We start from the raw sequence: 14,059 nt of genomic DNA, 5'->3' as shown, positions 1-14,059 counted from the left end.
AGCGGCGTGGGCGGGCTTCTACGAACACAACTCACACACGTCAAGCCCCCCCAACACCAGACCAAACAAGAAACCAGGAGACGAAACGAGGGATGCCCACCTCGATCGGCGTGGCGGGCTCGAAGCCGCACACCTCGCGGATCGCGCCGATATCCGCGAAAGTCTCCTCCACATCCGTCGCCGGACGCGGCGCATCGACGATGATCGCTCGCCGGCCCAGCGCCTCCTCCAGCACCGCGACGAATCGCCGGACCCCCTCGCTGCGGTGGTTGCCGATGTTGAGGATGCGTGGCGACGCCCCAGCAGCGGGATGGTCGAGGCAGCCCAGCACGCCCGCGACGATGTCCCCGACATAGGTGAAGTCCCGCTTCAGCCGCCCGCCGTCGTAAAGCGTGATCGGCCGTCCCCGCAGGATGGCTTCCGCGAACATCCAGGGCGCCATGTCCGGCCTGCCCCAGGGGCCATAGACCGTGAAGAACCGCAGGCCCGACTGCGGCAGGCCGAACAGATGGGCGTAGGATTCGCTGATCAGCTCATCCGCACGCTTCGTGGCCGCATAGAGCGAGACCGGATGGTCCACCCGGTCCGTCTCGGCGAAAGGCAGCTTGCGATTCCCGCCATAGACCGAGGAGGACGACGCATAGACGAGATGCTCGATCCTCGGCAGCCGCCGCGCCATCTCCAGCACCACGAGATGGCCCATCACATTCGCCTGCACATAGGCGAAGGGATCGACGAGCGAGTGCCGCACACCCGGCTGGGCCGCGAGGTGGACGATCCGCGTCACCCTCGGGTACCGCGCGGCCAGCGGGAGCATGACCTCGCGATCGGAGATGTCCGCCTCGAGGAACTCGAAGTTCCGATGCGACTCAAGGCGCCCCAGCCGCGCGCGCTTGAGCCGCACGTCGTAGTAGGGGCTCAGATTGTCCACGCCGATCACATGCTCGCCGCGCGCCAGCAGCGCCTCGGCGACATGCATGCCGATGAAGCCCGCGGCGCCGGTCAGCAGGATGCTCATGCGCGCGCCATCCGCGCCCGCGCCGTCCAAGGCGCACGAATCCCGGCCGGCGATCGTCCGCCGAACCGCATCTCGCCCCCCGATCGCGGTCCGGACAGCGGATGCGTGCGACTTCCACCGCAGCGATCACCGCCGCCCCCGGCGGGATGGCGGCGCAACGCCGCGGCGGGCCGGCCTGCAGTCAATCTCCGACGGCGCACGCATCCCCTCCCGATCCGCATGGCCCGCAAAGGCCGCGGCAGATTGCACGACGGCCCGGGCCGCTCAAGCCTGCGTGACGGCGGCCTCCGCGAACCCGGCGCGGATGGCCTCGGCGAGGGTCTCGACCACGGGCCCGCCGGCCGCGCCGCGCAGCAGGATGATGGCGAAATCCGGCAGCGGCGGCATGCCGTCCTCCGGCCCCAGGAACCGCAGGCCGGGCGGCAGCGGGCCGGGAAGCGCGACGGTCACCGCGAGCCCCGCCAGCGCCGGAGCGAGCGTGCCGGTCTGCGATGTGCTCGTGTAGGCGACGCGCCAGGGCATGCCGGCCTCCTCCAGCGCCCGCACCGCGGCCCGCCGCCACACGCAGCGCGGCTGCGCCAGGGCGAGCGGGATCGGCGCGCGGCGATGCGTCGCATGAGTCGCGGACCCGATCCAGCGAAGCCCCGCCTGCCACAGGGTCTGCCCCGATGCACCGGGCCCCTCGTTGCCGGCGGACAGGAGGGTGAGATCGATCTCGTCGCGATCCAGCCGCTCGACGAGTTCGTTGGACGGGGCGCAGGTGACCACGACCTCGACCGCCGGATGCACCTCGGCGAAGCGGGCGAGGATGCCCGGCAGCCAGCGCAGCGCGTAGTCGTCGGGCGTGCCGAGCCGCACCGTCCCCGCGACGGCCGGCGCGCGGAAGGTGGCGACGATCTCGTCATGCATCGCGAGCAGGCGGCGCGCGCGTTCCAGGAGCCAGGCGCCGTGCGGCGTCGTCTCGACCCCACGCGGGCCGCGCAGCAGCAGGGGCTGGCCGAGCGTCTCCTCGAGCCGGCGGATCTGCATCGAGACGGCGGACTGGGTGCGCCCCACCGCATTGGCCGCGCGGGTGAAGGAACCGCCCTCCGCAATCAGCACGAAGGAGCGCAGCAGGTCCGGATCAAGGCCAGGGGGGATGGCGAGCATCGGCGTCTCCTCCGGGCCTGAAATCAACGATGCTGATGATAATCGTCAAGGGATTTCGTTTTTCTGATGCGCCTGCCGGTGCGATCCTCCCCGCCCAGGCGCAACCAGCAGGATCGCCCCATGACCACGCGCAGCCTTCCCGCCTCCCACACCGACCGGATCGCCGCTTCCGCGGGCATGCCGTGGCTCGGCTGGCTGCGCCGCTGCATCCAGGCGATCCGCAGCCGTCGCCAGTTGGCGGAACTCGACGACCGCCTGCTCTCGGACATCGGCATCAGCCGGGCCGAGGCGCTGGAGGAAGCCTCCCGCGCGCCGTGGGACCTCGCGCCACGGCGGCGTTGATCGTCGCCGCGGAATCCTCCTGAAGCGAAGGGCCCGGCGGCGAGCCGGTCAGCGGGTCGGCTCAGGCTGGCGCTCGAGCTCGGCGACGCGCGCCCGCAGCGCGGCCAGTTCCGCCCGCAGGGCCGCGAGCTGCTCGCCGACAGGGTCGTCCTCGGGGTCGGTGATGCCGTAGCCGACCGTCGGATCGGAGCAGGTCGAGCCCGCCGGCGGCCGGGCCGGGATGCCGACCACGGTGCAGTTCGGCGGCACGTCCTTCGTCACCACCGCATTGGCGCCGATCCGCGCGCCGTCGCCGACGGTGATCGGCCCCAGGACCTGCGCGCCCGCGCCGATGGCGACATTGTTGCCGATCGTCGGATGCCGCTTGCCGGGCTGGCCCGACAGGCCACCGAGCGTGACGCCATGATAGATCAGCACGTCGTCGCCGATCTCGGCCGTCTCCCCGATCACCACGCCCATGCCGTGGTCGATGAAGAGCCGCCGGCCGATGCGCGCGCCGGGATGGATCTCGATGCCGGTGAGGAACCGGCCGAGATGCGAGACGAAGCGCGCGAGGCCCCTGAGCCCGATCCGCCACAGCGCATGCGCCAGGCGATGCCACAGCACGGCGTGCAGCCCCGCGTAGCAGAGGATCGTCTCCGGCCAGGAGGGCCGGGCGGGGTCCCGGTTGCGGATGGCGCGGGCGAGTTCGATCGCTTCCATGGGGCGCGGCCTCGACGGATCAGGCAAGCCAGGGCGGCACGGGCAGGCCCTTGCCGCGCAGGAATTCCGGATTGAACAGCTTGGACTGGTAGCGCGCTCCGCCGTCGCAGAGGATGGTGACGATGCGGTGCCCGGGCCCGAGCGCCTTCGCCACCTTGATCGCGGCGGCGACATTGATGCCGGCCGATCCGCCGACCGAGATGCCTTCGTGGATCTGCAGGTCGAAGACCTGCTCGAGCGCCTCCTCGTCCGTCACCTGCAGCGCGTCGTCGATCAGCGCGCGGTCGGGCTCGAGGTTGCCGGGCACGCGGGCGGCCTGGCCGATGCCCTCGGTGATGGAACTGCCCTCGGCCTTCAGCGTACCGGTCTTGACCCAGGAATAGAGGGCACTGCCCATCGGGTCGGCGAGCACGATCCGCACGCCCGGGTTGCGCACCTTGAGGGCGCGGGCCACGCCGGCCAGCGTGCCGCCGGTGCCGCAGGAACAGGTGAAGGCGTCCACGCGGCCATCGGTCTGGGCCCAGATCTCGGGCCCCGTCGTCGCCTCGTGCGCCGCCCGGTTGGCGGTGTTGTCGAACTGGTTGGCATGCACCGCGCCCATCTCCTCGGCGAGGCGGCGGCTGACATGGACGTAGTTGCCGGGGTCGGAGAAGGGCTTCGCCGGCACGAGGCGCAGATCGGCGCCGATCATGCGCAGGAAGTCGATCTTCTCGCGGCTCTGCGTCTCGGGCACCACGATCACGCTGCGGTAGCCGCGGGCATTGGCGACGAGGGTGATGCCGATGCCGGTGTTGCCGGCGGTGCCCTCCACGATCGTGCCGGGCTTGCCGGGCGTGAGCAGGCCGCGCCTCTCGGCGTCGAGGATGATGCCGAGGCCGGCCCGGTCCTTCACCGATCCGCCGGGATTCATGAACTCCGCCTTGCCGAGGATCTCGCATCCCGTCGCGGCGCTGGCGCGGCGCAGGCGGATCAGCGGCGTGTTGCCGACCGCGCCCTCGAAGCCGTCCACAATGCCGGTGGCGGGTGGCGGGGCTGCATCCATGACCGGGCGTTCCTTGCGCTTTCCGCGGTGATGGTCGGGTGCCGCGGGCCCTGGAACAAGGGGAGCGAAACCCTTTCTCCGGAAGGGCTTGCGGGCAGAATCCCTTGGTTGCCGGCTGCGCCCGCCGGGGCAAGGCCTCCACGCTTCTTGACCTTCCGGGGCGCGATACGAGAACATAAAGCGAACAACAACGGCCCCTCCCCCAGGCCATGTCCGCCCCTCCGCTCGACCGCCCTGCCCTTCTTTCGGCCCTGCGCGCGCGCATCGCGCGCCTGGAACGCGCCGGCGCGGCCGAAGCCCTGGCGGCGCGCGGGGAGGATGCGGTCCCGCTCTGCCCCGCCATGGATGCCGCCCTGCCCTGGGGCGGCCTGCCGCGCGCGGCGCTGCACGAGATCCTGGCCGCCGAGCCGGGCGCGGCCGCAGGCTTCGCCGCCTTGGTGCTCGCCCGGGCCGGCGGCACGGTGCTGTGGATCGCGCCGGAACCCGATGCCTGGCCGCCGGGCCTCGCCCGATTCGGCCTTTCCCCCGCGCAGCTCGTGCTGGTTCGCGCCGCGCGGGAGCAGGACGCGCTCTGGGCCATGGAGGAAACCCTGCGCTGCCCGGCGGTCGGCGCGGCGCTGCTGGTCGCGGGCGCGCTCGACCTGACGGCCGCGCGGCGGCTGCAGCTCGCGGCCGAGGCGGGTGGCGTGCTCGGCCTGCTGCTGCGCCCGGACGCGGACAACGCCGCCCCGACCGCCGCCCTGACCCGCTGGCGGATCGGGGCCGTGACCTCGGACAGCGGCAGCCCGCATGCGCTCGGCGACCCGGCCTGGAGTCTCGACCTGCTGCGCTGCCGCGGCGGCCGCCCCGCGTCCTGGCGCGCGACCTGGCATGGCGACCGGCTGGTGACCGGGGAGGAGACGGCTCAGGCCGGCTCGGCGCGGAGGCGGGCATGAGGCGGCGATGCTGCAGGCCGCCGCGGATGGGGATGGCGGCAGCGGGGGGCCAGCCCACCCGGCCTCCCGGCCCCTCGCTGCCATCGGGCGCGGGGCCCGGGGAGTCCGCAGCCTGCCCGGCGGGGGTCCAGAGGGCGGCGGCGCCCCCTGGCTGCACGTCCCGCCGCCGCATCCTCGCCCTTCTCCTCCCCCGCCTGCCGGTCGAGCGGCTGCGCCGCCCCGGCCCGGTCGCCGTCTGGGCGCAGCGCGGGTCGCGGCGGGTGGTGGTGGCGGTCGGGGCGGAGGCCGAAGCGGCAGGGCTGCGGGCAGGCCAGGCGCTGGCGGATGCGCAGGCCATCCTGCCAGGCGTGCTGCTGGTGCCGGAGGATCCGGCCGGCGATGCCGCGGCGCTGGACCGCCTCGCGCTCTGGGCGCTGCGCTTCACGCCGCTGGCGGGGACCGAGGGCGGGGATTCGCTGCTGCTCGACATCACCGGGGTGGAGCACCTGTTCGGCGGCGAGGCGGCCCTCCGGCAGGAGGTCCTGGACCGGCTTTCACGCCTGGGCCTGACGGCGCTGGGGGCGGTGGCGGGCATGGCCGGCACGGCGCTGGCGCTGGTCCGCGCCGGGCGGGAGGGGCTGGTCGCGGAGGGCGGGGAAGCCGCGGCCGTGTCACCCCTGCCGCTCGCGGCGCTGCGCCTGGACCCTGCACTGGTCGGCGCCCTGCAGGGGCTCGGCCTGCGCGATGTCGGCAGCGTCGCGGCACAGCCTCGGGCTGGTTTGGTGCGCCGATTCGGGGCCGGGCTGGCGCGTGCGCTGGACGAGGCGCTGGGCAGGGCGGCGCGCCCGATCTCGCCCATCCGCCCGCCGCCGGAGATGCGCGTGGCGCGGGACTTCGCCGATCCGGTAGTGACGCGGGAAGGGATCGAGGCGGCGCTCGGCCTGCTGCTCGGGGATCTGTGCCGCGCCTTGCGGGATGCCGGGCGGGGCGCGCGGCGGATGCTGCTGCGCGCGCACCGGGTGGATGGCGCGGTGCAGGAGGTCGCGATCGGCACCGGGCTCGCGACGCGCGAGGCGAGGCACCTCGCCCGGCTGTTCCACGGGAAACTGGAACGGCTGGAACCCGGCTGCGGCTTCGACCGGCTCACGCTGGAAGCCCCCGCGACCGACCCGCTGACAGGGGTGCAGGACGGGCTGGGCACGGCCGGGCGCGCGGCGCGGCGGGAGGAGCTGGCGCAATTGCTGGATCGCCTGTCGCAGCGCCTGCCGGTCTGGCGCCTCGCCCCGCGCGCCTCGCACTGGCCGGAACGCGCCATGCAGCGCATCGGCGCCTTCGATCCGGTGGAGGATTTCCCCGGCTGGGCCGCGAAGCCCCGCCCCGTGCGCCTGCTGCGCCGCCCGCCCTTCATCGGGGCGGTGGCCCTGCTGCCGGATGCGCCGCCCTCCCTGCTGCGGATCGGCCGCGCCTCGCATCGCGTGCTGCGCGCCGAGGGGCCGGAGCGCTTCGAGCCCGAATGGTGGCGCGACCGCCCCGACCGCAGGCTGCGCGACTACTACCGGGTGGAGCTGGCCTCCGGCGCGCGGCTCTGGGTCTGCCGCATCGGCCTCGCGGAGCACGGCGAGGAGGCGCGCTGGGCGCTGCATGGCCACCTGCCATGAGCGGGTATGCCGAGCTCGGCGCGCTGACGAACTTCTCCTTCCTGGAAGGTGCGTCGCATCCGCACGAGATCGTGGAAGGCGCGAAGGCGCTGGGCCATGCCGCGGTCGGCGTGGCGGACCGCAATTCCTTCGCCGGCGTGGTGCGCGCGCATGTGGCGGCACGCAGGGCCGGGCTGCGCTTCGTGCCGGGCGTGCGAATCGCGCTGCAGGATGGGGCGGAGTATCTCGCCTGGCCCGGCGATCGCGCCGCCTGGGGGCGGCTGACGCGGATGCTGTCGGAGGCGCGGCTCGCCTCGCCCAAGGGGGAATGCCGCATCGGGCGCGACGCGCTGATCGGCGCCGCCGAGGGGAGCGTGCTCGCCCGCCTCGCCCCCGAGAGCCCGGATGAGGACTTCGCGGACCGCATGCGCCGCGACATGGCGGCGCTGCGCAAGCGCCTGCCGCTGCCCTTGTTCCTGGCCGCCGCGCATCGCCATGGCGGGGACGACCGCAGGCGGCTCGATGCGCTGGCCGCGATCGGCGCGCCGCTGCTCGCCGCCGGCGGCGTGCGCTTCCATGTGCCGGCGCGGCGGCGCCTTGCCGATGTGCTGGCGGCGATCCGCCTGCGCACCACGGTGGATGCGCTGGGCCTGGCCGCGGCGCCGAATGCCGAGGCGCATCTGAAGCCCGAGTCGGAGATGCGCCGCCTGTTCGCCGGGCACGAGGAGGCGGTCGCCAACACGATGCGCGTCGTGGCGGCCTGCGGCTTCTCGCTCGACCAGCTCCGCTACGAATATCCCGATGAGATCCTCGAGCCCGGCCTGGGCGCGCAGGAGACGCTAGAAAGGCGCGTGGAGGAGGCGCTGGCGCGGCGCTGGCCGCAAGGCGCCTCGGCCAGGCTGCGCGGGCTGATCGCGCACGAGATGACGCTGGTGCGCGACCTCGGCTACGCGCCCTATTTCCTGACCGTGCACGAGATCGTCCGCTTCGCGCGCTCGCGGGGCATCCTGTGCCAGGGGCGCGGCTCGGCCGCCAATTCCGCCATCTGCTACGTGCTCGGCATCACCGCCGCCGATGTGGACACGCACGACCTGCTGTTCGAACGCTTCATCTCGGCCGCGCGCGACGAGCCGCCCGACATCGACGTGGATTTCGAGCATGAGCGGCGCGAGGAGGTCATCCAGCACATCTACGACCGCTACGGCCGGGACCGCGCGGCGATCTGCGCGACACTGGTCCGCTTCCGCCCGCGCAGCGCGATCCGCGAGGTCGGCAAGGCGCTGGGCCTCACGGAGGACATCACGGCGGGCCTCGCCCGCGCCTCCTGGGGGCCGCGCGGGGACCGCGACATGGCCGAGGTGGCCGCCGAACGCGGCCTCGACGCGCAGGGCGACCCGCGGCTCGCGCTGGCGATCGAACTCGCCGACGAGATCCAGGATTTCCCGCGCCACCTCTCCACCCATGTCGGCGGCTTCGTCATCACCAAAGGCCCGCTGGTCGAGCACGCGGTGGTGACGCAGGCGGCGATGGACGGGCGCACCACGCTCGAATGGGACAAGGACGACATCGAGGCGCTGCGGATCCTCAAGGTGGATGTGCTCGGCCTCGGCATGCTGACCTGCCTCAGGCGCTGCTTCGACCTGATCGAGGCGCATCACGGGCGCCGCCTGGCGCTGGAGGATCTGCCGCCCGAGGATCCGCGCGTCTATGCCATGCTGCGCCGGGCGGATGCGGTCGGCGTCTTCCAGGTCGAGAGCCGCGCGCAGATGAACATGCTGCCGCGCCTGAAGCCCAGAACGTTCTACGACCTGGTGGTGCAGGTGGCGATCGTGCGACCCGGCCCGATCCAGGGCGACATGGTCCATCCCTATCTGCGGCGGCGCGCGGGCGAGGAGCCCGTGGAACTGCCCGGCCCCGCGCCGGAGCACGGCCCGCCGGACGAGCTCGCGAAGGTGCTGCGCCACACCTTCGGCGTTCCCCTGTTCCAGGAACAAGCGATGCGCATCGCCATCGTCGCGGCGCGGTTCACCCCGACCGAGGCCGACGCCCTGCGCCGCGCCATGGCGACTTTCCGCGCCGAGGGCAAGGTCATGCAGTTCCGCGACAAGTTCGTCGGCGGCATGACGCGGCGCGGCTACAGCCGCGACTTCGCCGAGCGCTGCTTCCACCAGATCGAGGGCTTCGGCACCTACGGCTTCCCGGAAAGCCATGCCATGTCCTTCGCCCTGCTGGTCTATGCGAGCGCCTGGGTGAAGTGCCACCACCCCGCGGTCTTCGCCTGCGCGCTGCTCAACAGCCAGCCCATGGGCTTCTACGCGCCGGCGCAGATCGTGCGCGATGCGCGCGAGCACCGGGTAGCCGTGCGCGCGGCGGACGTGACCGCGAGCGCCTGGGACTGCACGCTGGAACGCGACCCGCGCAGCGCGGAAGGGCTCGCTCTCAGGCTCGGCCTGCGCCTCGTCACCGGCCTCGGGGAGGCGGAGGCAAGGCGCATCGAGGAGGCGCGGGCCGAAGCGCCCTTCGCATCCATCGCAGACCTGGCGCGGCGCGCGAGGCTCGATCGCGGCGCGCTGGAGGCGCTGGCCCGCGCCGACGCCTTCCGCGGCCTTGGGCGGGACAGGCGCGCGGCGCTGTGGGATGCCGCGGCGTTGTCCGCGCCGGCGCCGCCATTGGCCGCGGCGGAGGGGCGCGAGGCGGCGCCGCGCCTGCCGCGCGCAACTTCAGGGGAGCAGACGGTGCTCGACTATGCCGGCACCGGGCTCACCCTGCGCGCGCATCCCCTGGCGCTGCTGCGGCCGCGGCTCGATGCGCTGGGGCTTGCCGACACGCGCGCGCTGAACGGCGCGCCGCAGGGGCGGCGGCTGCGTCTGCCCGGCCTCGTGCTGGTGCGCCAGCGCCCGGGCAGCGCCAAGGGCGTGGTGTTCTTCACCATCGAGGACGAGCACGGCATTGCCAACCTGGTGATGTATCCCGACACTGCGGAGCGCTTCCGCGCCGCCGTCGTCGCCTCCCGCCTGGTCGTCGCCGAGGGCCGCGTGGAGCGGCTCGAATCCGCCGAGGTGCCGATCATCCACCTGCTTGTCGCGCGGATCGAGGACCGTTCCGACCTGCTCGACGGGCTGCACCTGATGGGGGAGGCGCGCTGGGAGGCCGCCATGGCGCGGGCGGACGAGGTGCGCCGTCCCAATCCGCGCGATGATCCCCGTGCGCGCATCCGCATGCCGGCGAGCCGCGACTTTCACTGAGCATCCGCTTATTGCGAATCATTCTCAGTTGCGTTACCCCTCGCTCCCGCAGCGAGAGGAACCCCCCCATGTCCACCAGCGGACTTCCCGACTGGCCCTGGGCCGGCACACCCGCCGACGACCTCCCGGCCGCCGAGCGCCTGCTGCTCGACGCCGTCCGCGCCTGGCGCCACGGCACGCCGCCCCTGCATGCGGCCGCGATGGTCCTCGCGGCGGAGGATGCCGGCGCCGCCGCCGCGCCGCTCGACAGCCTCCTGCGCGCCGCGCCCGTCCGGGCATGCTGCCCGCTCTGCCCCACGGTGGCGCCGGAGGAGGCGGCCCTGATCCTGGCCTGTGCCCTGGCGCAGCGCGGCGCGCGCAGCGAGGCGCTGGCCGCGCTGCTCCGACTGCTCCCGCTGCGGCGTGCCTATGCGGCCATGCCGGCGGCGATCCACCTGGGCTGCGCCTTCCGACGCGCAGGCCTGCTGCTGCGCCACCCGATCAGGGAGGCGATGCGCTCTCGTCCGGCGGCGCGAGGGTGACGATCTCGGTGCCTTCCTCGATGCTGTCGCCGGCGGCACAGCCGACATGCGCGACGATCCCGTCGGCTGGCGCGACGATGCGCAATTCGGTCTTCATCGCCTCGAGGATCGCGACGACCTGGCCGCGCGCCACCCGATCCCCGGCGGCGACCAGCACCTGGACCACGCGCCCCGGGATCGGCGCCGAAAGCCGGCCTTCCGCCGCCGCTTCGCCGCCCCGCGGGGCATAGGGATCGAGCAGACGGAAGCCGTAATCCTCCCCGCCGAAGGTGAGCGCCACCACGCCGTCATCGGCCGAGAAGGAAACATGGCGCCAGACGCCATCCACCGATGCCCGCGAACCGTCGGACAGGTCGGCTGCGACGGGGATCGCCGTGCCGCCATCCACGATCGCCGCCATGGCGCCGCGACGACGATGCAGGACGATCCGGCGCACGCCCACATCGTCGCGCAGGAGCAGCACCTCCTCCCCTGGGCCGAAGAGGCGAAAGCCGGACAGGCGATCCCAAGGAGAATCGCCTAGGTGACGCTGACGCAGGCGCTCGAGGTGGACCGCGGCGAAGGCGGCGAGCGCCTCGGGCGGAACCTCGCGCGGCGGCGGGATCAGCGCCGCCGCATGCCGCGCGATGAAGCCCGTATCGAGATCGCCGGCCACCATCGCCGGATGCGCGACCAGACGCCGCAGGAAGGCGAGGTTGGTCGCCAGCCCGCCGAGCCTCGTCTCGGCCAGGGCGGCGCCGAGCCGCTCGAACGCCATGCGCCGCTCCGGCGCAGCGGCGATGATCTTGGCGATCATCGGGTCGTAATGGGCGGTGATCCGGTCCTCGCTGCGCACGCCCGTGTCGAGCCGGACGCCTTCGCGCTCAGCCGGACCGGAGAAGCCCTTCAGCGCACCGACGGAGGGCCGGAACTCCGCCGCCGGGTCTTCCGCATAGAGGCGCACCTCGACGGCATGGCCCCGCGGCTCCGGCGGCTCCTCGAACGGCAGCGGCTCCCCGGCCGCGACGCGCAACTGCCACTCCACCAGATCAAGGCCGGTGATCATCTCGGTCACCGGATGCTCGACCTGCAGGCGCGTGTTCATCTCCATGAAGAAGGCGTCATCGCCCTCGACGATGAACTCGACCGTTCCGGCATTGACGTAGCCGACCGCACGCGCCGCCGCGACCGCCGCCGCGTGCAGCCGTTCGCGCAGGGCGGGCGACAGATCCGGCGCCGGCGCTTCCTCGAGCACCTTCTGGTGGCGCCGTTGCACCGAGCAGTCGCGCGTGTGCAGGTGGATGGTCCGGCCGTGACGGTCGGCAAAGACCTGCACCTCGACGTGGCGCGGCCGCTGCAGGTAGCGTTCGAGCAGCACCCGGTCGTCGCCGAAAGCCGCCCGTGCCTCGCGCCGCGCGCCGGCGAGCTCGTCCAGGAAATCCGCCGCACTGTGCACCGGCCGCATGCCCTTGCCGCCGCCGCCCGCGCTCGCCTTGATCAGCAGCGGAAAGCCGATGCGTGCCGCCTCGGCGGCGAGGCGTTCCTCGGACTGGTCCTCGCCATGGTAGCCCGGCACAACCGGCACGCCCGCCGCGACCATCAGCGCCTTGGAATCCGCCTTGCTGCCCATCGCGCGAATGGCCGATGCGGGCGGGCCGACGAAGACGATGCCGGCGGACGAGCAGGCCTCGGCGAAATCGGCGTTCTCGGACAGGAAGCCGTAGCCGGGATGGATGGCCTCGGCCCCGGATGCGCGCGCCACCTCGATGATGCGCTCGGCACGCAGGTAGGAGTCGCGCGCAGGCGGGGGACCGATGGGATGCGCCTCGTCCGCCATCGCCACATGCAGCGCATCCGCATCGGCCTCGCTGAAGACGGCGATGCAGCGGATGCCCATGCGCCGCGCCGTCCGCATGATTCGGCAGGCGATCTCGCCCCGATTGGCGATGAGGAGGCTGCGGAACATCACATGCGGAACACGCCGAAGCGCGTCTCCTCGATCGGCGCGTTCAGCGCGGCCGCCATGGCAAGGCCAAGGACATCGCGCGTATCGGCGGGATCGATGATGCCGTCATCCCAGAGGCGCGCGGTCGCGTAGTAGGGATCGCCCTCGCGTTCGTACTTCTCGCGGATCGGCGCCTTGAAGGCTTCTTCGGCCTCCGCGCTCCAGGATTCGCCGCGCGCCTCGAGATTGTCCCGCCGCAGCGTCGCGAGCACGCTCGCCGCCTGTTCCCCGCCCATCACCGAGATGCGGGAGTTGGGCCAGGTGAAGAGGAAGCGTGGCGAATAGGCCCGGCCGCACATGCCGTAATTGCCCGCGCCGAAGGAGCCCCCGGTGATGACGGTGAACTTCGGCACCTCGGCGCAGGCCACGGCCGTGACCAGCTTCGCGCCATCCTTCGCGATGCCGCCCGCCTCGTATTTCCGCCCGACCATGAAGCCGGCGATGTTCTGCAGGAACAGCAGCGGGATCCGGCGCTGGCAGCAGAGCTCGATGAAGTGCGCGCCTTTCAGGGCGGATTCCGAGAACAGGATGCCGTTGTTCGCGAGGATGCCGACCGGCATTCCCCAGATGCGGGCGAAGCCGCAGACAAGAGTTGTTCCGTATCGGTGCTTGAACTCGTCGAACTCCGACCCATCCACGATTCGCGCGATGATCTCCCTGGGATCGACCGGGATCCTCAGATCGGCAGGCACGATCCCGTGCAGTTCGGCCGGGTCGTAGAGAGGCGGCGCCGGGGCCTGGGGCGCGCCATCAGCCCTGGAACCGGATCCGAGGCTCGCCACGATCCGCCGCACGATCCCGAGCGCGTGCATGTCGTCCGCGGCGTAATGGTCAGCAACACCCGAAAGGCGCGTGTGCACATCGGCGCCGCCGAGATCCTCGGCGCTGACGACCTCCCCGGTGGCGGCCTTCACCAGGGGCGGGCCACCGAGGAAGATGGTGCCCTGCTCGCGCACGATGATCGCCTCGTCGCACATGGCGGGCACGTAGGCGCCACCCGCGGTGCACGATCCCATCACCGAGGCGATCTGTGCGATGCCCGCCGCGGACATCCGGGCCTGGTTGTAGAAGATGCGGCCGAAGTGGTCGCGATCCGGGAAGATCTCGTCCTGGTTCGGCAGGTTGGCTCCGCCGGAATCCACCAGATAGATGCAGGGCAGCCGGTTCTGCAGCGCGATCTCCTGCGCGCGCAGATGCTTCTTCACCGTGATGGGGTAGTAGGTGCCGCCCTTCACCGTCGCGTCATTCGCGACGATGACGCATTCGCGTCCCGACACGCGGCCGATGCCGGTGATGATGCCGGCGCCCGGCACCTCGCCGCCATACATGCCATGCGCCGCGAGGGGCGAGAGCTCGAGAAAGGGCGCGCCGGCGTCGAGCAGCCGCTCCACCCGCTCGCGCGGCAGGAGTTTGCCGCGCCCCACATGCTTTTCGCGCGCCGGGGCCGGGCCGCCGAGCGCCGCCTTCGCCGCATGTTCGGAGAGTGCCTGCACAAGGCCGCGCAT

The 14,059-nt window shown here is 72.7% G+C and carries 11 protein-coding genes; 5 read left to right on the top strand and 6 right to left on the bottom strand.

The features are described 5' to 3' along the window. Positions 1-40: 40 nt before the first annotated feature. Positions 41-1,018 (bottom strand): NAD-dependent epimerase/dehydratase family protein, encoded by a 978-nt coding sequence (locus FHS88_RS05990; RefSeq protein ID WP_184482274.1) that lies wholly within the window; start codon positions 1,016-1,018, stop codon positions 41-43. A 264-nt stretch (positions 1,019-1,282) separates the two neighbouring features. Next, entirely contained in the window at positions 1,283-2,167 is an 885-nt protein-coding gene (locus tag FHS88_RS05985; protein WP_184482272.1) for a LysR substrate-binding domain-containing protein, read from the bottom strand. Between the two features lie 120 nt (positions 2,168-2,287). Here FHS88_RS05985 and FHS88_RS05980 point away from each other — a divergent pair, with 120 nt between their 5' ends. Further along, complete coding sequence (locus FHS88_RS05980) at positions 2,288-2,509, top strand: DUF1127 domain-containing protein (RefSeq protein WP_211842229.1); 222 nt, start codon at positions 2,288-2,290, stop codon at positions 2,507-2,509. A 48-nt stretch (positions 2,510-2,557) separates the two neighbouring features. Here the strand turns inward: FHS88_RS05980 and cysE are convergent, their stop codons facing one another. Further along, entirely contained in the window at positions 2,558-3,211 is a 654-nt protein-coding gene (gene cysE, locus FHS88_RS05975; RefSeq protein ID WP_184482270.1) for a serine O-acetyltransferase, read from the bottom strand. Positions 3,212-3,230: 19 nt separating this feature from the next. After that, positions 3,231-4,253, bottom strand: coding sequence for a cysteine synthase A (locus FHS88_RS05970; protein WP_184482268.1), 1,023 nt, complete (start codon positions 4,251-4,253; stop codon positions 3,231-3,233). Positions 4,254-4,462: 209 nt separating this feature from the next. Between FHS88_RS05970 and FHS88_RS05965 the strand changes: the two genes are divergently transcribed. From FHS88_RS05965 to FHS88_RS05950, 4 genes are all read left to right on the top strand, one after another. Next, positions 4,463-5,188, top strand: coding sequence for an ImuA family protein (locus tag FHS88_RS05965; protein ID WP_184482266.1), 726 nt, complete (start codon positions 4,463-4,465; stop codon positions 5,186-5,188). Beyond that, complete coding sequence (locus FHS88_RS05960) at positions 5,185-6,825, top strand: Y-family DNA polymerase (RefSeq protein ID WP_338146430.1); 1,641 nt, start codon at positions 5,185-5,187, stop codon at positions 6,823-6,825. The genes FHS88_RS05965 and FHS88_RS05960 overlap by 4 nt, the downstream gene beginning before the upstream one ends. Next, positions 6,822-10,049: an error-prone DNA polymerase gene (locus tag FHS88_RS05955; RefSeq protein WP_184482263.1), complete on the top strand. Its 3,228-nt coding sequence runs from the start codon at positions 6,822-6,824 to the stop codon at positions 10,047-10,049. Before FHS88_RS05960 ends, FHS88_RS05955 begins: the two co-directional genes overlap by 4 nt. A 68-nt stretch (positions 10,050-10,117) precedes the next feature. Beyond that, positions 10,118-10,570: a hypothetical protein gene (locus tag FHS88_RS05950; RefSeq protein WP_184482261.1), complete on the top strand. Its 453-nt coding sequence runs from the start codon at positions 10,118-10,120 to the stop codon at positions 10,568-10,570. Here FHS88_RS05950 and FHS88_RS05945 read toward each other — a convergent pair. Both FHS88_RS05945 and FHS88_RS05940 read right to left on the bottom strand, forming a co-directional pair. Beyond that, positions 10,530-12,515 (bottom strand): acetyl/propionyl/methylcrotonyl-CoA carboxylase subunit alpha, encoded by a 1,986-nt coding sequence (locus FHS88_RS05945; RefSeq protein ID WP_184482259.1) that lies wholly within the window; start codon positions 12,513-12,515, stop codon positions 10,530-10,532. The genes FHS88_RS05950 and FHS88_RS05945 overlap by 41 nt on opposite strands. Then, positions 12,515-14,059 (bottom strand): carboxyl transferase domain-containing protein, encoded by a 1,545-nt coding sequence (locus tag FHS88_RS05940; protein WP_184482359.1) that lies wholly within the window; start codon positions 14,057-14,059, stop codon positions 12,515-12,517. Before FHS88_RS05940 ends, FHS88_RS05945 begins: the two co-directional genes overlap by 1 nt.

The sequence above is a fragment of the Neoroseomonas alkaliterrae genome (assembly GCF_014199195.1).
Classification (GTDB): Bacteria; Pseudomonadota; Alphaproteobacteria; order Acetobacterales; family Acetobacteraceae; genus Neoroseomonas; species Neoroseomonas alkaliterrae.
This window is presented reverse-complemented; position numbering and strand designations above follow the sequence as displayed.